Origin of the sequence: Paraburkholderia sp. (genome assembly GCF_028283785.1) — a bacterium.
Classification (GTDB): domain Bacteria; phylum Pseudomonadota; class Gammaproteobacteria; order Burkholderiales; family Burkholderiaceae; genus Paraburkholderia.
This window is the reverse complement of record NZ_JAPWKB010000002.1, coordinates 355,417-376,945: the sequence shown is the minus strand read 5'-3', so window position 1 is coordinate 376,945 and position 21,529 is coordinate 355,417. Positions and strand designations below refer to the sequence as shown.

At 60.6% G+C, this 21,529-nt stretch carries 19 protein-coding genes, 1 pseudogene and 1 riboswitch; of the genes and pseudogenes, 14 read left to right on the top strand and 6 right to left on the bottom strand.

The window, feature by feature from the left end; genetic code table 11:
• Positions 1-131: 131 nt before the first annotated feature.
• Positions 132-1,352 (bottom strand): D-amino acid dehydrogenase, encoded by a 1,221-nt coding sequence (locus PW947_RS02190; protein ID WP_299629263.1) that lies wholly within the window; start codon positions 1,350-1,352, stop codon positions 132-134.
• Positions 1,353-1,533: 181 nt separating this feature from the next.
• A riboswitch (glycine riboswitch) is annotated at positions 1,534-1,626 on the bottom strand.
• 217 nt (positions 1,627-1,843) lie between these two features.
• Here PW947_RS02190 and PW947_RS02185 point away from each other — a divergent pair.
• The 3 genes from PW947_RS02185 (at position 1,844) to PW947_RS02175 (ending at position 5,266) form a co-directional block, all read left to right on the top strand.
• Positions 1,844-3,157 (top strand): MFS transporter, encoded by a 1,314-nt coding sequence (locus PW947_RS02185; RefSeq protein WP_299629261.1) that lies wholly within the window; start codon positions 1,844-1,846, stop codon positions 3,155-3,157.
• A 39-nt stretch (positions 3,158-3,196) separates the two neighbouring features.
• Positions 3,197-4,402 carry a M20 aminoacylase family protein gene (locus PW947_RS02180; RefSeq protein WP_299629259.1) on the top strand — a complete coding sequence of 402 codons (1,206 nt, stop codon included), beginning with the start codon at positions 3,197-3,199 and terminating at the stop codon, positions 4,400-4,402.
• Between the two features lie 447 nt (positions 4,403-4,849).
• Positions 4,850-5,266 (top strand): DUF3331 domain-containing protein, encoded by a 417-nt coding sequence (locus PW947_RS02175; RefSeq protein WP_299629257.1) that lies wholly within the window; start codon positions 4,850-4,852, stop codon positions 5,264-5,266.
• A gap of 112 nt (positions 5,267-5,378) precedes the next feature.
• On the opposite strand, the gene surE is transcribed toward PW947_RS02175, so the two are convergent.
• On the bottom strand, positions 5,379-6,164 hold the full coding sequence (gene surE, locus PW947_RS02170) for a 5'/3'-nucleotidase SurE (protein ID WP_299629255.1): 786 nt from the start codon (positions 6,162-6,164) through the stop codon (positions 5,379-5,381).
• 228 nt (positions 6,165-6,392) lie between these two features.
• On the opposite strand from surE, the gene PW947_RS02165 reads away from it, so the two are divergent.
• From PW947_RS02165 to PW947_RS02125, 9 genes and pseudogenes are all read left to right on the top strand, one after another.
• Entirely contained in the window at positions 6,393-6,665 is a 273-nt protein-coding gene (locus tag PW947_RS02165; protein ID WP_299629253.1) for a DUF1488 family protein, read from the top strand.
• A gap of 279 nt (positions 6,666-6,944) precedes the next feature.
• Positions 6,945-8,180: an ABC transporter substrate-binding protein gene (locus PW947_RS02160; protein WP_299629251.1), complete on the top strand. Its 1,236-nt coding sequence runs from the start codon at positions 6,945-6,947 to the stop codon at positions 8,178-8,180.
• 47 nt (positions 8,181-8,227) lie between these two features.
• Positions 8,228-9,100 (top strand): sugar ABC transporter permease, encoded by an 873-nt coding sequence (locus PW947_RS02155; protein WP_299629249.1) that lies wholly within the window; start codon positions 8,228-8,230, stop codon positions 9,098-9,100.
• The gene (locus PW947_RS02150; RefSeq protein ID WP_299629247.1) at positions 9,097-9,957 is read left to right on the top strand and encodes a carbohydrate ABC transporter permease; all 861 of its coding nucleotides are present in this window, start codon (positions 9,097-9,099) and stop codon (positions 9,955-9,957) included. The genes PW947_RS02155 and PW947_RS02150 overlap by 4 nt, the downstream gene beginning before the upstream one ends.
• 392 nt (positions 9,958-10,349) lie before the next feature.
• Positions 10,350-11,546: a porin gene (locus PW947_RS02145; RefSeq protein ID WP_299629245.1), complete on the top strand. Its 1,197-nt coding sequence runs from the start codon at positions 10,350-10,352 to the stop codon at positions 11,544-11,546.
• Positions 11,547-11,642: 96 nt separating this feature from the next.
• On the top strand, positions 11,643-12,965 hold the full coding sequence (gene ugpB / locus PW947_RS02140) for a sn-glycerol-3-phosphate ABC transporter substrate-binding protein UgpB (RefSeq protein WP_299629244.1): 1,323 nt from the start codon (positions 11,643-11,645) through the stop codon (positions 12,963-12,965).
• A 77-nt stretch (positions 12,966-13,042) separates the two neighbouring features.
• Positions 13,043-13,927, top strand: coding sequence for a sn-glycerol-3-phosphate ABC transporter permease UgpA (gene ugpA / locus PW947_RS02135; RefSeq protein ID WP_299629242.1), 885 nt, complete (start codon positions 13,043-13,045; stop codon positions 13,925-13,927).
• Positions 13,924-14,768: pseudogene (ugpE, locus tag PW947_RS02130) on the top strand (sn-glycerol-3-phosphate ABC transporter permease UgpE). Before ugpA ends, ugpE begins: the two are co-directional and overlap by 4 nt.
• A gap of 46 nt (positions 14,769-14,814) precedes the next feature.
• Positions 14,815-15,915 (top strand): sn-glycerol-3-phosphate import ATP-binding protein UgpC, encoded by a 1,101-nt coding sequence (locus PW947_RS02125; RefSeq protein WP_299629240.1) that lies wholly within the window; start codon positions 14,815-14,817, stop codon positions 15,913-15,915.
• Here PW947_RS02125 and PW947_RS02120 read toward each other — a convergent pair.
• On the bottom strand, positions 15,912-16,925 hold the full coding sequence (locus tag PW947_RS02120) for a LacI family DNA-binding transcriptional regulator (protein ID WP_299629238.1): 1,014 nt from the start codon (positions 16,923-16,925) through the stop codon (positions 15,912-15,914). The two genes, PW947_RS02125 and PW947_RS02120, sit on opposite strands and share 4 nt — an antisense overlap.
• A gap of 271 nt (positions 16,926-17,196) precedes the next feature.
• Between PW947_RS02120 and PW947_RS02115 the strand changes: the two genes are divergently transcribed.
• Positions 17,197-18,066 carry a phosphatidylinositol-specific phospholipase C gene (locus PW947_RS02115; protein WP_299629236.1) on the top strand — a complete coding sequence of 290 codons (870 nt, stop codon included), beginning with the start codon at positions 17,197-17,199 and terminating at the stop codon, positions 18,064-18,066.
• Positions 18,067-18,106: 40 nt separating this feature from the next.
• Here the strand turns inward: PW947_RS02115 and PW947_RS02110 are convergent, their stop codons facing one another.
• The 3 genes from PW947_RS02110 to PW947_RS02100 all read right to left on the bottom strand — a co-directional run bounded on the left by PW947_RS02110 (position 18,107) and on the right by PW947_RS02100 (position 20,550).
• Positions 18,107-19,111: a helix-turn-helix domain-containing GNAT family N-acetyltransferase gene (locus PW947_RS02110; protein WP_299629234.1), complete on the bottom strand. Its 1,005-nt coding sequence runs from the start codon at positions 19,109-19,111 to the stop codon at positions 18,107-18,109.
• Positions 19,112-19,218: 107 nt separating this feature from the next.
• Positions 19,219-20,184, bottom strand: coding sequence for an SDR family oxidoreductase (locus tag PW947_RS02105; RefSeq protein WP_299629232.1), 966 nt, complete (start codon positions 20,182-20,184; stop codon positions 19,219-19,221).
• Between the two features lie 156 nt (positions 20,185-20,340).
• On the bottom strand, positions 20,341-20,550 hold the full coding sequence (locus PW947_RS02100; protein WP_299629230.1) for a hypothetical protein: 210 nt from the start codon (positions 20,548-20,550) through the stop codon (positions 20,341-20,343).
• A gap of 650 nt (positions 20,551-21,200) precedes the next feature.
• Here PW947_RS02100 and flhD point away from each other — a divergent pair.
• On the top strand, positions 21,201-21,521 hold the full coding sequence (gene flhD / locus PW947_RS02095) for a flagellar transcriptional regulator FlhD (RefSeq protein ID WP_299629229.1): 321 nt from the start codon (positions 21,201-21,203) through the stop codon (positions 21,519-21,521).
• Positions 21,522-21,529: the final 8 nt, after the last annotated feature.

Sequence of the window (21,529 nt, the reverse complement as noted above, 5' to 3'; positions counted from 1 at the left end):
TCACAGACGCGACGCCGCGCCCGCGCGCTTTCGCGAGGCGTTTCCCGGTATGTGAGCGATCGGGCGAAGACGCCGTCGCGCGGACGATGCCGCCGCGCGACGCGCGCGCGGCGGTGTCCATCGCGACAGGATCAGGCGGCGTGCCCGATCGTTTGCGCGACGCTTTCGGCCGTGGCTGCCGACAGCGTCCAGCCGAGGTGACCGTGGCCGGTGTTATAGAACACGCCGCGTCGCTTGCCCTGACCGACCTTGGGCAACATGCTGGGCAGCATCGGCCGCAAACCGGCCCACGGAATCACGCGCGAAGTCGACACTTCGGGGAAATGCTGACGCGTCCATTCGATCAACGGCGCAACCCGGTCCGCGCGGATATCGCGATTGAAACCGTTGATTTCCGCCGTGCCGGCCACGCGGAAACGGTCCGGTCCGAGGCGGCTCGTGACGATCTTCGCGCTGTCGTCGAGCAGGCTGACCCAAGGCGCGCTGTTCCGGCTGAGTTCGTCGTCGAGATTGACGGTGATCGAATAGCCTTTCACCGGATACACGTTCACGTGGTCGCCGAGCATCGCCGCGAACTCGCGGCTCCTGACGCCCGCGCACACGACGATCTGGTCGAAACCGAACGTGTGCGATTGTCCAGCGGTGTTCGCGGCGATCGTAAAGCGGCCGTCGCCGTCCTGGCGAATCGTATCGATCGCGCTGTCGTAGTGGAATTCGACACCGTTGCGCGCGCAGGCTTGCGCGAGGCCGCGGGTGAACTTGTGGATGTCGCCGGTCGCGTCGGAGGGCGTGAAAAAGCCGCCGTGAAATGCGCCATGCAAGGTCGGTTCGAGGCTGCGGATCTCGTCGGGCGTCACCGCATTGCGTTCGAGACCGCCTTCGCGCAGCAGTTCATTGACCTTCGATGCCGCGTCGAAGTCTTTGCGATTCTTGTAGAAATGCAGAATGCCGCGACGCTCCAGATCGAAGTCGATCCCTTCGCGTTCTGCGATGGAAAACAGATGCTGGCGCGCGGCAATGGCAATCCGCACGGTCTCGACGGTGTTCGCGCGATAGTGCGGAATCTGGCGCAGGAATTCGCCCATCCACGAATACTTGTGCCATGTCGGCGTGGGATTCAGCAGCAAGGGCGCGTCGCGCGTGAGCATCCATTTGAGGCCCTTGATCACGGTAGCGGCGCTGTTCCAGACTTCGGCGTTGCTGGCGGATAACTGGCCGCCGTTCGCAAACGACGTTTCCATCGCCGAGTAGCGATGACGTTCGAACACAGTGACCTGAAAACCGCGTTGTGCAAGAGCGTAAGCGGTCGTGACGCCGGTGATCCCGGCGCCGATGATGGCGATTCGTGACATGACAAGTCCAGATTGAGTTGAGCATCGCCGGAACTGCGTTCCGTTGCCTGATTCCGGCGTCGATGCCCCATCTGTCCATGTACCTGAGAGTTTCTTCCGTGCCACCGCGTGTGCATGAAGCGCAGCCTTGCGTGGACGGAATCCCCTTCGGTGGGCGCGCGTAGCGCCGCTCTCCAGATGTTCCTGCCGCGCGGTCCTTTTGCCTGAGAGTTTCCGGGGCGGTTGCTCCGTCGGCGTCGTCACGGCTTCTGACGATCTCTCCCGCGCTGCGTTGTAGAACGCCCCGACGATAACCGGCAAAAAACGCCGCCGCAAGTGTTTCGTTCACGACGGCGTTCCCGGACGACGCACGAGCCGTAATAACGGGTGATAACCACAGGTGATCGAGATAAAAACAAACGATTTGCGCGGTGAAATTGTCCATCGCACTGTTCGATCGACGTCGGCGTGTGCGCGGCGGAGCCCCTTTCATCGGACATGTGATGGCCAATATGCACTCTTCCGCAGTGAACGCGAGCCTGAATGCGAGCTCAGGCGCCACCGTCGGCGCACCGTCTACGGCGCGTCCGTCGAAATTCAAGGTGATTGCCGCGACCACGCTCGGCAACGGTCTGGAAATGTTCGACTTCACGATCTACAGCTTTTTCGCGGTGCTGATCGGCAAGCTGTATTTCCCGTCGAACACTGCGTTCGGTTCGCTGCTGATGGCGGTCGCGACCTTCGGCATCGGCTTCGTGATGCGTCCGCTGGGCGGCATCGTGATCGGCAATTACGCGGATCGCAGCGGCCGCAAATCGGCGATGTCGCTGACCATCGGGCTGATGGCTGCCGGCACCGCGCTGATCGGCCTTGCGCCCACCTATGCGCAGATCGGCGTGTTCGCGCCGTTGCTGATCGTCGCCGGACGCTTGCTGCAAGGCTTTTCGGCGGGCGGCGAGATCGGCGCTTCGACCACCTTTCTGATGGAGTCGGCGTCGTCGTCGTCGCGCGGGTTTCTGGTGAGCTGGCAGCTTGCGAGCCAGGGCGGCGCAGCGCTGATCGGCGCGTTGAGCGGCTTTCTGCTGTCGCACTTCCTGTCGCCCGCCGACCTGCAAAGCTGGGGCTGGCGCGTGCCGTTTCTGTGCGGTTTGCTGATCGGTCCGGTGGGCTTGTATATCCGTCGCGCGCTCGACGAAACGCACGTGGCCGCACCGCGTGAAGCGAGCGCCTTTCGCGAAGTGCTGAAGTCGCACCGACGCGACCTGTGTGTCGGAATCCTGATGATCGTCGGCGGCACGGCGTCGATGTATATCGTCGTCTTCTATATGCCGACGTATCTGATCCGCGTACTGCATATGCCGGCCACCACAGCCTTTCTGGCGGGCTGCGTCGCGGGTGCGGTGCTGCTGATCGGCTCGCCGCTGGCCGGCCTGCTGTCGGACCGTTTGCCGCGTCGCAAGCCGTTGATGGTGGTATCGACCGTGCTCGGCGCATTGCTGATCTATCCGGCGTTCTGGATGCTGAATCACACTGCGCAACTCGGCGTTGCATTGACGGTGATCGCCGCACTGGTCGCGTGTCTCGCGTTCGGTTCGGGCCCGGGCTTTCTGTTGCTGATGCAAGGATTTCCCAAACACGTTCGCGCGACCGGCATGTCGGTCGTGTACAGCGTCGGCGTATCGGTGTTCGGCGGCTTCGCGCAATTCATCGTGACGTGGCTGATCAGCACGACCGGCAATCCGATGTCGCCGGCCTGGTACATGGTCGCGTGCAGCGTGGTGTCGCTCGGCGCGTTGTTCGCGTTGCAGGAAAAGCGCGCCGATTAAGTCCACAAAAACAGCTATCCCCAATCAGGAGAGAATCGTATGTCTGAAGATGCAGTGCTCGAAGCCGACACGACATCCGCGCAACTCGTCGAGGCGATCGTCGCCGACGCGCCACGCTTCACCGAGATCCGTCGCCGGATCCACGCGCATCCGGAGACGGGTTTCGATGTCGTGAACACCGCCGGACTCGTCGCTGGTTTGCTGCGCGAATGGGGCTACGACGTGCATACCGGAATCGGCGGAACGGGTGTGGTCGGACAGCTTCGCGCGGGTAGCGGCACGCGCAGCATCGGCATTCGCGCGGACATGGATGCGTTGCCGATCCACGAGCAGACGCAATTGCCGTATGCGAGCAAGATTGCCGGCAAGATGCATGCATGCGGTCACGACGGTCACACCGCGATCCTGCTTGCGGCAGCCAAATATCTCGCCGAAACCCGTGCATTCGACGGCACCTTGAACCTGATTTTCCAGCCCGACGAAGAGAACCTGTGCGGTGCGCGGCGGATGATCGAAGACGGCCTGTTCGAGCGCTTTCCGTGTGATGCGGTGTACGCATTGCACAACGGCCCCGGCATTCCGGTCGGGCAGGTCGTGGTCAAGACGGGCGGCGTGACGGCCGCATCGGATGTGGCGACGGTGACGCTGAAAGGTGTCGGCGGACACGGTGCGATGCCGGACAAGGCACGTGACCCGATCGTCGCGGCGGGCTCGCTGATCATGGCCTTGCAGACCATCGTGTCGCGCAATCTGCCCGCCAGCGAAGTAGGTGTCGTCAGTATCGGCGGCATTCACGCGGGCGCGACCCACAACGTGATTCCCGATACCGTTCAGCTTCTGCTGAACATGCGTTCGACGAATCCCGAGATCCGCGAACGGATCGAGCGCCGTGTGCAGGAGATCGTCACGCTGCAGGCACAATGCTTCGGTGTCGAAGCGACGATCGAGTACAAGCGGCTGGTGCCGGTGGTGGTCAACGCCGAAGAGCCCACCGCGATCGCGCGCGATGTACTGACGGAGATCGTCGGTTCGCCGAACGTGCTGACCGACAGCAAGGCCGTGATGGGCAGCGAAGATTTCGCGTGGATGTCGGAAGCGGTGCCGGGTTGTTACGTGATGATCGGCAATGGCGTGGGCGAGTGGGGCGGCTGCATGGTCCACAACCCAAAATACGATTTCAACGACCGCATCATCAGTCTCGGCGCAAGCTATTGGGTCAAGCTGGTTGAAAAGTATCTGAATTAAAGACTGGCAGTAACATGCAATGCCGGCCGGATGCACCCGCGGCATCCGGCGCTTCGTTTTACCGCGCCATGCGCGCATTTCCTTCTAAAGACAGTCGTCTTTGTTCTAAAGAAACCGTCGCGAACGCGTCGCCTTTCAGCGAAGTCCGCGCTTAAGAAACGGCCTTAGCCTTCAGTTTCCTTAAAGCGTCAGTCAGGACTTACAGAGATATTAACAACAATTAACGAGGTAATCGCGAGGCGCCTGGCTAACATGATTGACGAGCCGCCAAGCGAATCGTCAAGCCCGGAGCGTGAAGCCCGATCACTGGCCGAGTCGCTAGAACGCGCTATCCGACAGCGTTCCGTCAGATTACCGAACTCCGGTTAGCGTAAGCAATTGCTGTCGTGCGGCATCGCGCAGTCATGCGTCCACCTGTCCATGTCGGGTTTCGCCCCCGGAGGGAACATGCAACCGGATACACAGTACGAAACGGCATTGTGGCGGCAAATCGTCGACGCTTTGAGTGGCGCATCGCGCGCGGAAGACATCGTCTCGGCATGCGTCACGCGGGCATTCCGGCAACGCCCGCCGCGCGAGCGCGCCGCGCCCGCCAGCAACGACGTGTCGATGATCAGCGCAATCGAATTGCAGGACGAATCGCTCGCGCTGGTGTCGTGGTGCGATCCGACCAGATGCCGCTATATCGACCAGGTGTGGATCGGCGTCACCGCGCGCAACGGCGGGTATTGTGCATTGACCGGCCGCCGTATCCGACGCGGCGATCCGGTATTCAAGCCACGCGTGCGCGGTGCGCGGCACCCGTCGAACATCCACGAAATGATTCTCGCCGACGCGGTGGTCAGTCAGCAGCAGGCCGCGTAACTGGCGCGATCAACGCGGCAGTTCGCGCGTGCCGCCAGATTCGCGCGCGTCACGACACATCGTCGCCAGAATTTCGTCTGCTGATTATCCGCGCGCCCGCGCCCGCGTCCACTTAGCGTGACGTGGACAACCTTGCGCCGAGCGCGGCAAAAACCTGCTGGTCGGTGCGGTCGAAATTGAGCGGCGTCACCGACACACGGCCGGAGCGGACAACTGCGGTCTCGCTGTCCGGCGCGTTTTCACGGGTGCCGCGCTGAAACCGCAACCAGTGATACGGCAGCCCGCGCGGATCGATTTCCGGCAACACGTCGATACCTTCGACGAGTCCGGTGCCTTGTCGCGTGGGCGTCAGCGGACCCGCATCGGCAGCGTCGACGTCCGGAAAATTGACGTTCAGGCAGGTGGGCGCGTCGTGTGAAACGGCCAGCAACTGACGGATCACGCCCGGCGCAAGTGCGCGCGCGGTATCCCAGCGGACGTTCTCGCGATCGGTGAAAACCTGGCTGAGCGCGATCGACGGCAGGCCGAGCAGCAGCCCCGTCATTGCCGCGCCGACCGTACCGGAGAACATGGTTTCGACGCCGAGATTGCCGCCGCGATTAATGCCCGACAGCACCAGCGTGGGCGGCGCGGCCATCAGATGGCGCACCGCCATCACGACGCAATCGCCCGGCGTGCCGGTCACGCCGAAGCGGCGTTCGCCCTGCCGGCTGAAGCGCAACGGCGAGTGCAGGCTGACCGAATGCGAGGTGCCGCTCTGATCGTGCTCGGGCGCGACGACCCACACTTCGTGCGCGAGTTCGGCCGCGACCGCTTCCAGTACCGCGAGCCCCGGCGCATCGATGCCGTCGTCGTTGGTCAGCAGCACGCGGGGAATCTTGTTGTCGCTGATGGACATGGCGGGCGGTTCTCCTGGTAGCGATGGTCGATGTCTGATTATTCCAGAGTCTCCCGATTTCGACTCGCCGCCGCGCACCAAGTCGATGCGTGTGCGGCGTTTTTCGCGTCGTACCTTAAACAGTTGACGCTTCGATGTATGAACTTGTGCCAAGCTTCTGCTAAAGTCTGTTACAGAACATTCGGATGGCGAATCTTGGTCACGTGACTGCTCTCTGCGAGGTATTTCATGGAAATTGCCGAGTTCAAACCTCATGTGTCGTCCGATGGCCGGACCGTCAACTTCGTGTTGTCTTCTCGCGGCCGCGAAATCGAGTGCGCAATAACTTGCGAAGCACTCCATCAATATTTCTGGCTACAAAGCGACGCTGCCGAAGCGTGCGTTCTACGCACCTTCGAAGACGGCCGTAAGCGCATCACCGCGATGGCCGAAAGAAAACTGCTCGGCCGTCCCGACGGTCGCGTGCTGCTAACCGCAAGCGACTTCGCAATACGCGCTTAGCGTTTATCCGCCTGGCAGGCGTCGACGTCATGCATCCACGCGGCTTGTCCCGGTCTCACGGGCGTCGTCGCGCCGGCACACGCCCGCGTATCCCTCATCTTTCACACTCGCCTGAACCGTCTTTATTCACGCCGTCTGTCACGCGGATGACTTGAGCCCCGATTAAATTCGGCTCTGCCGCGAATTCCGCGTGGGCCGCTACTCACGGCCGTCGATGCGCACGTGTGCAACGACGACGCGCACCGGTACGACATCTACAGCGCATTGAAAGGGAACAGGATGAAAGTGACAAGCAGGCTCTTCGCGTGGAGCATCGCGGCGGCACTGTCGATTGCGGCGAATGTCGCGACGGCGGCCGATCTCGTGATCGTCGGACGTGACGACGTGTACGGCAAAGGCCTCGCCGATGCGGTCGACGGTTTTCGCAAGCAGCACGGCAATCTCGACATCGAATTGTTGAAGCTGCCGGGCGGCAATCTCTATCAGAAGCTCAAGCTGTCGATGCGCGAAGGTGCGGGCAGCTACGACCTCGTGATGCTCGACGATACGTGGGCGCCCGAGTTCATGGCGAACGGCTGGCTCAAGGCGTTGCCCAACACGATGGCCGATAGCGACATGGTGGCCTCGACCGTCGCCTTGGGTCGTTATCCGGCACAAGCCGGTGCGTTGTACGCATTGCCGGTGGTCGGCAATGTCGAGATGTTCGCGTACCGTCGCGATCTGCTGGCCAAGTACCATTTGCAGGCACCGCGTAACTGGGACGACGTGCTGAAGAACGCGCAGACCATCGGCACCGCGGACAAAAGCGTGTCCGGCGTGGTGTTTCGCGGCACCAAGGGCAACCCCGTCGTAACGGGCTTCCTGCCGATCTTGTGGGCGTATGGCGGCGATGTCGTCGATCGTGCGGGCAAAGTATCCATCGACTCGCCGCAGGCGCGCGCGGCGCTCAAGACGTTTCTCGCACTGAAGGCTTACGCACCGAAGGACGTGGACGTATACGGCGCAGCAGAAGTGCGCGACGCGTTGCAGAAGGGCGCGGCCGCGCAGGCGATCGAAGTGTGGCCCGCGTGGATTCCATCGCTCGACGATGCGAGCGTGTCGCGCGTCGCCGGGCAGGTTGCATTGCAGGCGCCGCCGGGACAGGTCGAGGGTCCGGCGCCGATGCTCGGCATCTGGCAGATGGGCATCCCGAGAGATGCGCCGCATGCGAAGCTCGCACAAGACTTTCTCGCGTATCTGACCGCGCGCGATACGCAAACGCGACTGGCTGTGATCGGCATTCCGCCGACGCGTAAAAGCGTGTTCCAGGACCCGCAACTCGTGCAGCGTTTCCGCTGGTATCCCGACCAGTTGAAGGCGCTCGAAATGGGTCGTCCGCGACCGCGCGTAAAAGACTGGCAGGAAGTGGAGAGCATTCTCGGCGACTACCTGCAACTCGCGTTGACGCATCAGCTGGAACCGGACGCCGCACTCACGCAGGCATCGCAGAAAATTTCAAAATCACTCGAAAAATAAGGGCTGCGCGCGCGAGCATCGTGTTCGCGCGCAAACGAAGTCATGTGATGAAAGCTCTCAAGCCGCATCTTGCGCTGATTGCGTTGATGAGTCCGGCGCTGCTCGTGCTGGGCGTACTCGCGCTGTATCCGGTTGCACAGGTGATCTTCGATTCGTTTTTCGATGTGGATTACGCGGCGCATCGCCGGCATTTCACCGGTCTCGCGAATTACCGTGGCCTGTTCGACGACGGTGTATTCGCGACGAGTTTCTTCAATACGCTGCATTTCACGGTTGCGGCGTCGTTCGCCGAAGTCTTGCTCGGACTCGGACTCGCATTGCTGTTTAGCCGTAGTTTTCCAGGGCGTCGGATCGCATTGCCGTTGCTGCTGCTACCGATGATGCTGTCCACGCTCGTGTGTTCGGCGATCTGGCGAAACTGGCTTGCATATAGCGGTTTTCTCAACAACCTGCTGGCCCTTGCCGGCGTCGCGCCGGTGGAGTGGCTGTCCAGTCCGCATCTTGCGATGTGGTCGTTGATACTCGTCGATATCTGGCAATGGACGCCGATGGCGTTCGTGATCGTGCTCGCCGGTTTGCAGTCGATCCCGCCGGAACTCTTCGAAGCCGCACGTACCGATGGCGCCAGCGAGTGGCAATGCTTCCGTCACATCACGTTGCCGCTGATCGCGCGGCAAATCGTGGTGGCGCTACTGTTGCGCTCGATCGATACCTTCAAGCTGTTCGACAAGGTCTACGCATTGACCGGCGGCGGTCCCGGTAACGCGACGCAAACCCTCTCGACGTTTATCTACGATCAGGGCTTCCGCTTTTTCAACGTGGGACCGGCGAGTGCGGCATCGGTATTGATGCTGTGCGCGGCGGCATTCCTGGTCGCAACCTACGCGCGCGAAACCATGCGCAAGCCGGTGGATCGATGAGTGTGAATCGTGTGTCATTGCCATTCTTGCCGGTGCGCGCGTCGCTTGCGCGCATCGTGTTCTACGCGCTCGTCATCGTCGCGCTGGTCTTCTTCGTCACGCCGTGCGTATGGATGATCGGTGCGGCGCTGACGTCGTCGGGCGCACGACTGTCGCATCCGCTTGCGCTCTGGCCATCGGCGCCGACCTTCGAACACTTTGAATCAGTATGGAGTAATGGGCTCGCGCGACAACTCTGCAATTCGCTACTGGTGGCGAGCGGCACGACCTTGCTGTCGCTGGCGTTCGCATTTCCGGCCGCATATGCACTGGTGCGAAAGCACTTCCCCGCGCGACTCGATATCGTCTTTCTACTGATGGTGCTGGTCATCAAACTGATGCCGCCCATCACCGTCGCCGTGCCGTTGTTTGCACTCGCCAAGCGCCTGCATTTGCTCGACAGCAGCATTGGGCTGATCCTCGTCTATCAGATCTATACATTGCCGTTTTCGATCTGGATGCTGCTCGGCTTTGTCCGCGAGGTGCCGATCACGTACGAAGAAGCCGCGAGTCTCGATGGCGCGGGACTCTTGCAAAGGCTTTGGCATATCGTCTTGCCCTTGTGCGCGCCGGGACTCGTCGCAACGGCGATATTCGCATTGATCGCCGCGTGGAACGAGTTCCTGCTTGCCTTACTGTTCCTCTCCACGCCAAGCCGCTTTACGTTACCGCTGGTGGTCGCGAACTACGTGACGGAGAACGGCATAGAGTGGGGCGATCTGATGAGCGTCGGACTGATCTCCGCAGTGCCGACACTCGCACTGGCAGGCTATACGCAGCGTCATCTATTGCGTGGGTTCTCAGGCGGCATCAAATAAAGACGCACTGAAACCGCTTTATTCTTGGCGATAAAAGTGCACTCGCTCGCACTAAGAAATTTCAAAATATCACTCGAAGAAAATAAATAAAAATAGTTAGAAAGGCTAATCGAGTAGCTTTCATCTGAATTGCATTTATCTGTCATGGCCGATTCATCTACGCCACCGATACTGCCGCCAGACCCGAAACAGCGGGTCGTCAAAAACCGTGTTGCAACATCGAAACAGAGAGTCTGGGATTCGCCAGCCTCTTTTTTTCGGCGCGATGTTGCACACGGGTGCAACGGCGGATCGTTGCCAGTCAAGGCTTTGCGGCACGTTGCACGATGCGGCGGGTCGATGGGCGGCAACGGTACGCATCATTCTTAAATGTCTGGAACACGAGAACAACGATGAAAAAGTCACTTTTCGCTCTGCTCGCACTCAGCACGTTCGGCGCGGCAGCGCACGCTCAGGGGAGCGTCACGCTGTACGGTATCGTCGATGCGGGATTGGGCTACACGAGCGATCAGCGCGTGTCGCAAGTCACCGGTGCAGCGGGTCGCCCGACGACGTATCGCGGCGAATCGAACTATGCATTCGCAAGCGGCACGTGGTCCGGTAGCCGTTGGGGTCTGAAAGGCAGCGAAGACCTCGGCGACGGACTGTCGGCGATTTTCCAGATCGAAAACGGCTTTAGCATCGCCAACGGCACATTGGGTCAAAGCAGCCGCGAATTCGGTCGTCAGGCATTTATGGGTCTGTCGAGCACGCACTACGGCAAGGTGACGATGGGTCGTCAGTACGACCCGATCGTGGACTTCGTTGGCGCGATCGGACCGAGCAGTTTCCTGACCGGCATGGGCGCACATCCGGGCGACCTCGACAACATCGACAACCAGTCGCGTGAAAACAATTCGGTGAAGTACACGAGCCCGTCGTTCTCCGGCTTCCAGTTCGGCGCACTGTACGGCTTCGGCGGTCAGGCGGGCAGCGTCAAGAACCAGAATACGTGGAGCGTCGGCGCGCAGTACGCAAACGGCCCGCTCGCGGTCGGCGTGGCGTACATGCAGGCGACCAACAACTACGGCGCGACGAGTTCGTGGAGCGGCGCATACGACGGTACGTTCGCGTCGTCGATCAACGAAGGCTTCGCCAGCGCGCGGAACCAGCAGATCATCGCCGCAGCCGCGACGTATCTGGTCGGACCGGTGACGCTCGGCGTGTCGTATAGCAACACGCAATACAAGGCGGGCAGCACCTCGACCTTCACGGGCACGGAAACCTTCAATTCGGCAGGCGTCACGGCGTCGTGGCAAGCGACGACCGCGCTGCGTATCGCCGCCGGTTACGACTACACGCGCGGCACGGCAATCGGTTCGAACAGCGCGCCGAAGTACAACCAGTTCAACCTGTCGTCGTTCTTCTCGCTGACCAAGCGCACCGCACTGTACGGCCTCGTCGGCTATCAGAAGGCCAGCGGCAAGACGCTCGACACGTACGGCAACGTGGTCGATGCAACTGCTTCGGTCGGCGACGTCGGCAACGGCATCTCGGCCGCCGGCGATACGCAGGCACTGGTGCGCGTCGGTATCCGTCACACCTTCTAAGCGCGCGGTCACTTACGCAAGCAGTCATGCCGGACGCACGCGCATCGTCGATACGCGCGTGCGTCCGCGAGATTTGAATCCGGATTGGGATAGAACATGTTGAAAACGAAATGGCTGCGCTATGCGACGGCCGCGATGCTGGCATTCGGCGCGATGCAAACAGCGCACGCTGCAACTGAAATCCAGTTCTGGCACGCAATGGAAGCCGTGCTCGGCGAACGTGTCAATGCGATCGCAAACGACTTCAATGCTTCGCAAAGCGATTACCGGATCGTGCCTGTTTTCAAGGGCAATTACGATCAGACGCTGGCAGCGGGCATTGCTGCCTATCGCAGCGGCGACGCGCCCGCGATCCTGCAAGTGTATGAAGTCGGCACCGCGACGATGATCAGCGCGAAGAAAGCGGTCGTGCCGGTATGGAAGGTGTTCCAGGACGCAGGCGTGCCGCTCGACAAGAACGCGTTCGTGCCGACCATTGCCAGTTACTACAGCGAGTCGCATGGCGGGCGTCTGATCTCGATGCCGTTCAACAGCTCGACGCCAATCCTGTTCTACAACAAGGATGCATTCCGCAAGGCGGGTCTCGATCCGAACCGTGCGCCCGTGACATGGGACGAACTCGCCGCCGACGCCGCGAAGCTGAAGGCAAGCGGCATGCATTGCGGATTCTCGACTGGCTGGCAAAGCTGGATCCAGCTCGAAAACTACAGCGCATGGCACGCTGCACCGTTCGCGACGAAGAACAACGGTTTCGACGGCGCCGATGCGCAACTCGAATTCAACACGCCGCTGCAAGTCCATCACATCGAGTTTCTCGCGAACATGGTCAAGCAGGGACTGTTCACGTATGCGGGACGCAAGGACGAATCGTCCGCGCAGTTCTATGCCGGTGAGTGCGGCATCATCACCGCTTCGTCCGGCGCACTCGCGACGATTCGCAAGACCGCGAAATTCGATTACGGCACCGGCATGATGCCGTACGACGCCAGCGTAAAGGGCGCACCGCAAAACGCGATGATCGGCGGCGCGAGTTTGTGGGTGCTGGCAGGCAAAAATCCTCAGGTCTACAAGGGCGTCGCGAAGTTCCTCGCGTATCTTGCGACGCCTGCGGTGGCGGCCAAATGGCATGAAGACACGGGCTATCTGCCAGTGACGAAAGCCGCGTACGAACTCGCGCGTCAACAGGGCTACTACGAACGCAATCCGGGCTCGGACACGGCAATCAGGCAAATGCTGAACAAGCCGCCGCTGCCGTTCACGCAAGGTCTGCGACTCGGCAACATGCCGCAGATCCGCACGATCGTCGACGAAGAACTCGAGCAGGTGTGGGCGGAAAAGAAAACGCCGCAACAAGGACTCGATGCGAGCGTCGCGCGCGGCAATGAACTGTTGCGCCGCTTCGAGCAGCAACAGAACTAAACCAGGCATTCTCCTTTGGCGGCCGCGCGCAAGCGTGGCCGCCGCTTTTTGCCTCTATCCGAGACTGCACTGTTTTCATGCAAGCCAGTTCCCGCTTCGGCACGAGTCCGCTGCCTTATCTGCTGCTCGCGCCACAACTGATCGTTACGCTCGTATTTTTCGTTTGGCCCGCGGGCGAAGCGCTTTGGCAATCCACGCAAATGCAGGACGCGTTCGGCACGTCGAGTGAATTCGTCGGGCTCAAGAATTTCGTGGACCTGTTTCACGACCCTCTGTATCTCGCGTCTTTCGGCACGACCTTGTGGTTTTCCGCCTGCGTGACGTTCGGCGGACTCGCGATTGCATTGGTGCTGGCCGGGGCTGCCAATCACGTGACACGCGGCGTGCGCATTTATCAGGCGCTGCTGATCTGGCCGTATGCGGTAGCGCCCGCGATTGCCGCCGTATTGTGGGGATTCATGTTCAACCCGAGCATTGGCCTCGTCACGTATGCGCTCGGCCGGTTCGGGATCGTGTGGAACCATGCGCTCAATCCGTCGCAGGCGATGACGCTGGTTGTGGTCGCATCGATCTGGAAACAGGTCAGCTACAACTTCCTGTTCTTCTATGCGGGATTGCAAGCGGTGCCGCGTTCGCTGATCGAAGCCGCCGCAATCGACGGCGCGGGTCCCGTGCGGCGCTTTTCGAATATCGCATGGCCGTTGTTGTCGCCGACGTCGTTCTTTCTGCTGGTCGTGAATCTGCTGTACGCATTTTTCGACACCTTCCCGGTGATCGACGCGGCGACTGCCGGCGGCCCTGGTCAATCGACGCGAACGCTGATCTACAAGATTTACGACGAAGGATTCAAAGGTCTGGACCTGGGCAGTTCGGGTGCGCAATCCGTCGTGTTGATGGTGATCGTGGTGGGGTTGAGCGTGATCCAGTTTCGTTTCATCGAGCGCAAGGTGCAGTACGCATGATCGAAAACCGGAAGTTCCTGAGCGTGCTGTGTCACGCGGTGTTGCTCGTAGGTGTGGTGGTCACCGTGTTTCCGGTGTATCTGGCGTTCTGCGCGGCAACCTTGTCCGCTGACGACGTGATGCGTGTGCCGATGCCGCTGATTCCCGGCCATCATCTGTTCGACAACATCGCGACGGTGCTGCGCAAAGGCACGAATTACGCGTCGCAACCCTTCGGCCTGATGCTGTTGAACAGCCTCGCAATGGCGCTCGCGATTTCGTTCGGCAAGATTGCCGTGTCGATCGTGTCGGCTTATGCGGTGGTGTTTTTCCGATTTCCATTCAGGCAGACGGCGTTCTGGCTGATCTTCGCCACGCTGATGCTGCCCGTCGAAGTGCGGATCTTTCCGACCGTGCAGGTGGTCGCGTCGTTGCATCTGACGAACACGTATACGGGACTGACGTTGCCGCTGATTGCATCGGCGACGGCGACGTTTCTGTTTCGCCAGTTCTTCATGACCTTGCCCGGCGAATTGCTCGAAGCAGCGCGTATCGACGGCGCGGGCGCGTGGCGGTTTCTTATCGACGTCGTATTGCCGCTGTCGAAAACCAATCTTGCCGCGTTGTTCGTCATCACCTTTATCTACGGCTGGAATCAGTACCTGTGCCGATCCTCGTCACCAGTGTCGCTTCGATGGGGACGGCGGTGGCAGGCATCAAGAGCATGATCGGCAGCGGCGACATCGCCACGGAATGGCAACTCGTGATGAGCGCGGCCTTGCTCACGATGTTGCCGCCACTGCTGGTGATCGTTGCGATGCAACGCTGGTTCGTCAAAGGTCTGGTCGATGCGGAGAAGTAAGGTTTGACGCATCGTCGGCGCAATTGAAACTCATTGGATATTTTCTGTGGCAACTCTTACGTTTCGCTCGGTCAACAAAGCTTATCAACATCAACCCGCAGTCTTGCACGACATCGACCTCGATGTGCGCGACGGCGAATTCGTCGTGCTCGTCGGTCCGTCGGGTTGCGGAAAATCGACGCTGTTGCGAATGGTCGCGGGTCTGGAGAGCGTGAGTTCCGGCGATATCTCGATCGGCGCGCGCGTCGTCAACCGGCTCGAACCGAAAGACCGCGATGTCGCGATGGTGTTTCAGAACTACGCGCTGTACCCGCACATGAGCGTCGAAGAAAACATCGCGTATGGACTGAAGATTCGCGGGCTTCCGCAGACGCTGATTCGCGAACGCGTCGCGTCGGCGGCGGCGATGCTCGAACTCGGGCCGTTACTCGCGCGCAAGCCGCGCGAACTGTCCGGCGGTCAGCGTCAGCGCGTTGCCATGGGACGTGCGATGGTGCGCGAGCCTGCGCTATTTCTGTTCGACGAACCGTTATCGAACCTCGATGCAAAGTTGCGCGGACAGATGCGCATCGAAATTCGAAAACTGCATGCGCGGCTCGGCACGACGAGTCTTTACGTGACGCACGATCAGGTCGAAGCGATGACGCTTGCGCAACGCGTCGTCATCCTGAATCGTGGACGCATCGAACAGGTTGGGACACCCGGCGAAATCTATGAACGGCCGGCGAGCACGTTCGTCGCGAGCTTCATGGGCGCGCCTGCGATGAATCTGTTGCGCGGACACGTGAGCGCCGACGCGCGGACGTTTGTTGTCAGTGATGGCCCGACGCTATCGCTGGCGGATTGCGCCGCGACGGCGTCGAATGCACTGGTGGCAGAACGCGAGTACGTGATGGGAATCCGGCCGGAACATATGCAGCTCGCGGCCGAATCCGACAATGCGACAGATGAGCAGGTAAGGCTTCAGGTGGATGTCTGCGAGATGCTCGGCGCGGACAATCTCGTGCACGGGCAGTGGAATTCGCAACGTGTCGTGGCGCGCTTACCGCACGACAGACAACCGTCGGCAGGTTCGACGATCGGATTGGTCTTGCCGTCCACGCGGATGCATTTCTTCGATGCGGAAAACGGCCGACGGGTCGCTTAAGCGCACGTGTGTCGCACGACGCTCGATACCGGCACGACACGCACGCGCGACTTGCCGCGAAACGCATTCATGCGTTCGATCAGCAGACTGACCGCGACGTCGGCGAGTTGCGACGTGTCTTGCTGGATCGTCGTCAACCGGTAGTTCTCGTACGCGGCGGCCGGAATGTCGTCATAACCGACCACCGTCAGATCTTCCGGCACGCGCAAGTTGAAGCGGTTGCGTGCCGCGTCGATCAAACCCAATGCGAGCAGGTCGGACGAGCAGAACACGCCGTCGGGACGGTCGGCGCGCGCGAGTAGATCGAGCGCGGCTTCGATGCCCGACGCGTAGTCGTCGGTGGGCGTGTTGAGCTGCATCGGCGTTTTCATTCCGGGCATATCACCGACAGCCTGAATAAACGCGTCGAGGCGCGCACGGCCGTTGTAACTCGTCAGCGATGGTCCGACAAACGCGGGCCGTTTGACACCCGCATCGCGCAGCAGGCGTGCGGCCAGTGTCGCGCCGGCAGGGTTGTCGCTGATGACGACGTCGGTGCCGTCGAGTTCGGGCGTGCGGTTGATCATCGTCACCGGCACTTTCAGCTTTAGGTATTGACGGGCGAGATCGAGCGGCGGCGACGCCGACGTCATGATGACGCCCGCGATCCGGTAACTCAGCAGCATTTCGAGCGAGCGCTTGATTTGCGCGGGCTCTTCCGCATTCATCACGAGCGGCGACAGGTTGTTGCGCACCAGCGCGGTGGTGAGGTTCGAAAGCAGCTTGGTGCGGAATGGATTGTCGAACCCCGCCGTGACGACGCCGACCAGGCTACTGCGCTGCGAGATCATTTCGCGCGCGATCATGTTCACCTGATAACCCATTGCATTCGCCGCTTTCATCACGCGTTCGCGGGTTTCTGGGGCAATGCTTGCACCGGGTGTAAAGGCGCGCGATACGGCGGAACGCGAAACGCCGGCACGGCGTGCAACTTCAAAGGCAGTGACCCAAGGCGTTCGTTTCTCTGGCATGTCTAAGCGAATAAAGGGAACTCCGAACTAGCTTAACGCAACTCTTACGTGGAAAGTTCGAAGTAAACGAACGTGACAAAAACTTCATGTTGCGAAAACGATTTCATTAGTGAAGTCGCTTCGCTGCATGAAGTTTTTGTCATTCGGCAGGCAAATGAAAGCGGGCGTCGGCGTTATGTATGGCGTCGTGATTTGGACAGCGGGCACATATGTCTGCCATATTGAACGGGTATAAGTGGCCGGCTTACCTGGACGTTCTTTAATGATGAACATGCACTTCGCAGAAGAATCGCTGCAACGCTGGATGACCGCGCTCGACGACGCATTGCCGCTCAGCGCGCTGACGCTCGCGGGCAGTCACGACACCTGCGCGTACACGGTGGACGACGCGCTCGCCAGAACGCAAAACGCGACGCTGGCCGATCAACTCGATCACGGCGTGCGAGTGCTCGATATCCGCTGTCGTCATCAGGACGACGTGTTCCATATCAATCACGCGGGAATTGCGCTCGGACTGATGTTCGACGATGTGATCGCGACGTGCGCAGCGTTTCTCGCGCAGCATCCCGGCGAGTGCATCGTGATGTCGGTGAAAGATGAATGTGGCACGCGCAATTGCACACGAGGTTTCGATGAGACGTTCAGCGCCTACGTGCGGGAATCGCATGACGTGCGTTGGTATCTGAACGAAGCGATTCCGCGTCTCGGCGAAGTACGCGGGTCGATCGTGCTGTTGCGTCGCTTTAGCAGCGACACGACGCTCGGCATCGATCTGTCCGCGTGGCCCGATAACACGAGCTTCGATCTCGACGACAGTGGCGCGGCGTTCGCGATTCAGGACGAGTTTCGCGTGCCGGTGCGGGCGTCGATCGAATACAAATGGCATGCGGTGAACGCGCTGCTCGAACGGACGTCATCGCTGAATGGCGCGCGCTGGGCCGTCAACTTTTGTAGCGGCACCGGCATGGCGGCGAATCCGGCATGGGTCGCGTGGGGCGATGCACAGACGCAGGGCATCAACGCGAGATTGATCGAATGGCTCGCAGGACACGACCGCGGATGCGGGACGATGATGCTCGACTTCTGCGAAAGACACGATTGGTCGGTCGTGCGCGCGCTGGTGACGCGCAATCGCGTTTAGCGGTTTTTAGCGCGATGTGCTGGCGTTCTTTAAGGCGTCTTTAGCGCGTGCCTTTAGATGCTCTGCTAAAGCGCTGTTCGGTCACTGCGGTGCCCCATTGAGCGCCTTCGGCTTCATCGGTCAGCGTGAAGCCGAACGACTCGTACAGATGACGCGCGGTGTCGAGTCCCTTAAAGGTCCAGAGATAGGTTTCGTCGTAGTGTTCATCGACGAATGCCATGGCTCGGGTCAATAACGCCCGTCCGATGCCCGATCCGCGCAACGATCCATCGACGATAAACCAGCGCAAATGCGCGACACGTCGAGTCGTTTCATCGTCACCATCTATCACCACCGATGCCAGCGTGCGATCGCCTTCGACGCACACCCATAGTGCTTTTCCCGCTGCGGGCAAGCTGCCTGCAAACGCGGCCAGTTCTGTCGCGACCTTCTTTTCGAAGTACACGCCGAAGCCCGAGGTCTTCGCATAGAACCGCGCGTGCAACGCGGCAATGTCGCCGATACAACCGGGCACGTAACCTTCGACAATCTGCGCCACCGGCGCTCCGGACGCGTCGTTCGACGCGGCTGGAATAGGCGGGTTGATTGCGTTGTCCTGTGCCAAAGCGTCCGCATACAGCGACAGCGAGCGCACCAGCGTTTGCTGATCTGTCGGCACCAGGCGGCGCAGCGCGTGCGAGACCTGATCGGTCGCGAACCGGTCGATCTTTCGATGCAGTGCGTCGCCTTCGGGCGTCAGATAGAGCTTCGACGAACGCGCGTCGTCGGCGGCGGTTTCGCGCGTCAACAGTCCCATCGATTCGAGCCGCGCGAGCTGGCGGCTGGTGTTCGACTTATCGAGCCGAAGGATATCGGCGAGATTGCGCGCCTGAATGCCGGGCAACAGGCCGATTTCGATGATCGCGTGAACGGCGGAGGGCGCGAGATCGCTATCGGCGAGCGTGCTTCGCATAAAGCCAAGCTCGCGGACCAGCTTTCGCGAAAATTCGCGCAGTTCGAGAATGGTCTCTTCGCGAGACTCCGGCAGCGGATCGACGATATCCATTTCACACCCGGCACGTTAAAGAAGTTGCGACATGCAACTAATATACTTGCGAGTCGCAACTTGTTCAAGCGGTCGATGTGACGCAATGCGGCGTGGCGCGCCGTGTGTCAGGCGGGAACCGCTTCGGGCCATGTGATGCCCGTCAACTCGGCGGACACCGTCCACAGCCGCTGCGCCACGTCGAGATCGAGCGCGGGCGCAGCGATCCGTGCATCGCCGACCGCGCCCTTCATCTCCATCCAGCCTTGCGGTCCGTAATAGCCCGCAGGCTTGGCGAGCGGCGACGTCGCGGCGAATAGCGTCGGCAACGCACCGCTCGCCGCCGATTGCCCCGCGACCGGGCCGAACAGTTCACCGAGCCGTTCGGTGATCGACGGATTCGACCGACCGAGGCCGGGTCCGGCGCTTTGCAAGCCGGTGCGCGCGTAGCCGGGATGCGCGGCGTTGCTGATCAGTTGCCAGCCGCACGCGTCGCTGCGCCGTTGCAGTTCGAACGCGAACATCAGCATCGCGAGTTTCGACTGCGCATAAGTGGGCCACGGACGGTAATTGTGCTGCCATTGCAGATCGTCGAAGTGGATGGCGCCACGCATCCGGTGCGCGATGCTGCTGAGGTTGACGACGCGCGCGGGATGGCCGCTTCGGCGATGCGCATCGCGCAGAAGCGGCAACAGATGCGCGGTAAGCGCGAAATGCGCGAGATAGTTGGTGCCGAATTGCAGTTCGAAGCCGTCTTTCGTCAGGTGACGCGTGGGCGGCATCATGACGCCCGCGTTGTTGATCAACAGATCCAGCGACGAATGCGCCGTGCAAAACCGCTCGGCGAAATCAGCCACCGACGCCAGGCTCGACAGATCGAGATCCGCGTAACGGACGTCGGCGTGCGGCACGGCCGCGCGAATCCGTTCGAGCGCGGCGTCGCCCTTGGCGGCGTTACGGCCCGTCAGCACCACCTGCGCGCCGGCCGTAGCGAGCGCGAGTGCGGTCTCGTAACCGAGGCCGCCGGTGGCGCCGGTGATGACGGCGCAGCGGCCGCGTTGGGAGGGCATATCCCGTGTGGTCCACGAATTCATTGCGGTAACTCCCGGTTGATTGCGGTGATGTCCGCTGGTTTAGATGAGTGTGCACTCAATCATAACGATGACCGGGAATGTACGCAAGACGCCTCTTCTGTATGAAGAGGCGTCTTTGGGACTGCGCGATTGATCTGTTACATCCGATCCTGCAGGTCAGGGTGTGGCTGGCGGATGCGTGGGAGAAGGGGCGGGCGCGTCGGCGTCCTGCGCGGGGATCTCGCTTTTCGGCGGCAGTGGTTGATCCAGTCCGGGTTCGACGGGCGTTGGAATGGCGTCGCCGATCGGCTTGGAAGTCTCGGTGGGTTCGTGGCCGGGTTGATCCGGCGTGGCGTCGTCGTCTGGGATGGTGACGTCGGCTGTCATGGTGCGCTCCTGTGGCATCGACACACGGAAGTGCGCAAAGCCCGTTCCCGACGTTCGACGGCCGGGATCTGAAGCTCCGTTTTCGTTGTCGGAAGAATGTCAGCCGTGTGTCAAAAGCGTGATCGCGCGGCCGAAAAACAAGCTGTTACACGCGCCGGCAAATGTAACTACAGATCCTTACATTCTCGCTTTCCGTTCCTTCCGCAGCAGTCTGCTAAACAAGGCGGTACAAATTACCTTTCATCAGGCTGTCTGAGTTCGAGGAAATCGACTTCGACGCACTATGAATAGACTTTACTCCTCGGGTAGTTATGTCGTTGCTGACGAAAATAAAAACTAATAAAAACAGCCAGATATGATTTATTGATGAATTCGTCATTTCGAATTTCGGGTCGCGCTAATCGAGTCGGTAAAAAATGCTGCAACCTCAGCGCAACGTACGAAAATATTTTTGAGAAAACGATTGCGCAACCGTTTCACAGTTCATACAATCCCTCTCAATGCGTTACCAAATGTAACGACATGTATCAAATGTGTTGCGGCTCTGACCAGGCTGCAACCTGTCGCCGAAGAAGTGAAGCGTCGGCGAGGCATAACAGATAAACGGCACAAAGCCGACATGTAATTCGGGGCTTCGGAATTCTTTAGAAATGGACCGTAGCAGCGAGACGCTGGATTCAATCCGCGAAATCAATCTGTCGTACATCATGCTCGCGCAGCGCATGCTGCGTGAGGACAAGCCGGTCGGGATGTTCCGTCTGGGCTTGTCGCTGGAACTGGCCGACCTGCTGGCGGGGCTGTCGCTCGCGCAGATCGTCAAGCTCGCAGCCTCCGATCAGCTGTTGTGCTTCTTCCGCTTTAACGATCACGCGATGCTGTCCGCGTTGACCCAAAGCGCCAAGAACGCAGATGTGGCGCCGACCCACGCCGCCATCCTGCTTGCCGGCCAGCCGGCCGAGCAGTTCGCCTGACGCGCCCG

Bases quoted from the DNA above. Each gene is read 5' to 3' on its own strand.
- PW947_RS02165 (WP_299629253.1), top strand. From the start codon at position 6,393: ATGGAAATTGCCGAGTTCAAACCTCATGTGTCGTCCGATGGCCGGACC.
- PW947_RS02105 (WP_299629232.1), bottom strand. From the start codon at position 20,184: ATGAATTCGTGGACCACACGGGATATGCCCTCCCAACGCGGCCGCTGC.
- flhD (WP_299629229.1), top strand. From the start codon at position 21,201: ATGGACCGTAGCAGCGAGACGCTGGATTCAATCCGCGAAATCAATCTG.
- PW947_RS02160 (WP_299629251.1), top strand. From the start codon at position 6,945: ATGAAAGTGACAAGCAGGCTCTTCGCGTGGAGCATCGCGGCGGCACTG.
- PW947_RS02100 (WP_299629230.1), bottom strand. From the start codon at position 20,550: ATGACAGCCGACGTCACCATCCCAGACGACGACGCCACGCCGGATCAA.
- ugpA (WP_299629242.1), top strand. From the start codon at position 13,043: ATGCAAGCCAGTTCCCGCTTCGGCACGAGTCCGCTGCCTTATCTGCTG.
- PW947_RS02180 (WP_299629259.1), top strand. From the start codon at position 3,197: ATGTCTGAAGATGCAGTGCTCGAAGCCGACACGACATCCGCGCAACTC.
- PW947_RS02150 (WP_299629247.1), top strand. From the start codon at position 9,097: ATGAGTGTGAATCGTGTGTCATTGCCATTCTTGCCGGTGCGCGCGTCG.
- PW947_RS02185 (WP_299629261.1), top strand. From the start codon at position 1,844: ATGCACTCTTCCGCAGTGAACGCGAGCCTGAATGCGAGCTCAGGCGCC.
- surE (WP_299629255.1), bottom strand. From the start codon at position 6,164: ATGTCCATCAGCGACAACAAGATTCCCCGCGTGCTGCTGACCAACGAC.
- PW947_RS02120 (WP_299629238.1), bottom strand. From the start codon at position 16,925: ATGCCAGAGAAACGAACGCCTTGGGTCACTGCCTTTGAAGTTGCACGC.
- PW947_RS02145 (WP_299629245.1), top strand. From the start codon at position 10,350: ATGAAAAAGTCACTTTTCGCTCTGCTCGCACTCAGCACGTTCGGCGCG.
- PW947_RS02155 (WP_299629249.1), top strand. From the start codon at position 8,228: ATGAAAGCTCTCAAGCCGCATCTTGCGCTGATTGCGTTGATGAGTCCG.
- PW947_RS02110 (WP_299629234.1), bottom strand. From the start codon at position 19,111: ATGGATATCGTCGATCCGCTGCCGGAGTCTCGCGAAGAGACCATTCTC.
- PW947_RS02190 (WP_299629263.1), bottom strand. From the start codon at position 1,352: ATGTCACGAATCGCCATCATCGGCGCCGGGATCACCGGCGTCACGACC.
- PW947_RS02175 (WP_299629257.1), top strand. From the start codon at position 4,850: ATGCAACCGGATACACAGTACGAAACGGCATTGTGGCGGCAAATCGTC.
- ugpB (WP_299629244.1), top strand. From the start codon at position 11,643: ATGTTGAAAACGAAATGGCTGCGCTATGCGACGGCCGCGATGCTGGCA.
- PW947_RS02115 (WP_299629236.1), top strand. From the start codon at position 17,197: ATGCACTTCGCAGAAGAATCGCTGCAACGCTGGATGACCGCGCTCGAC.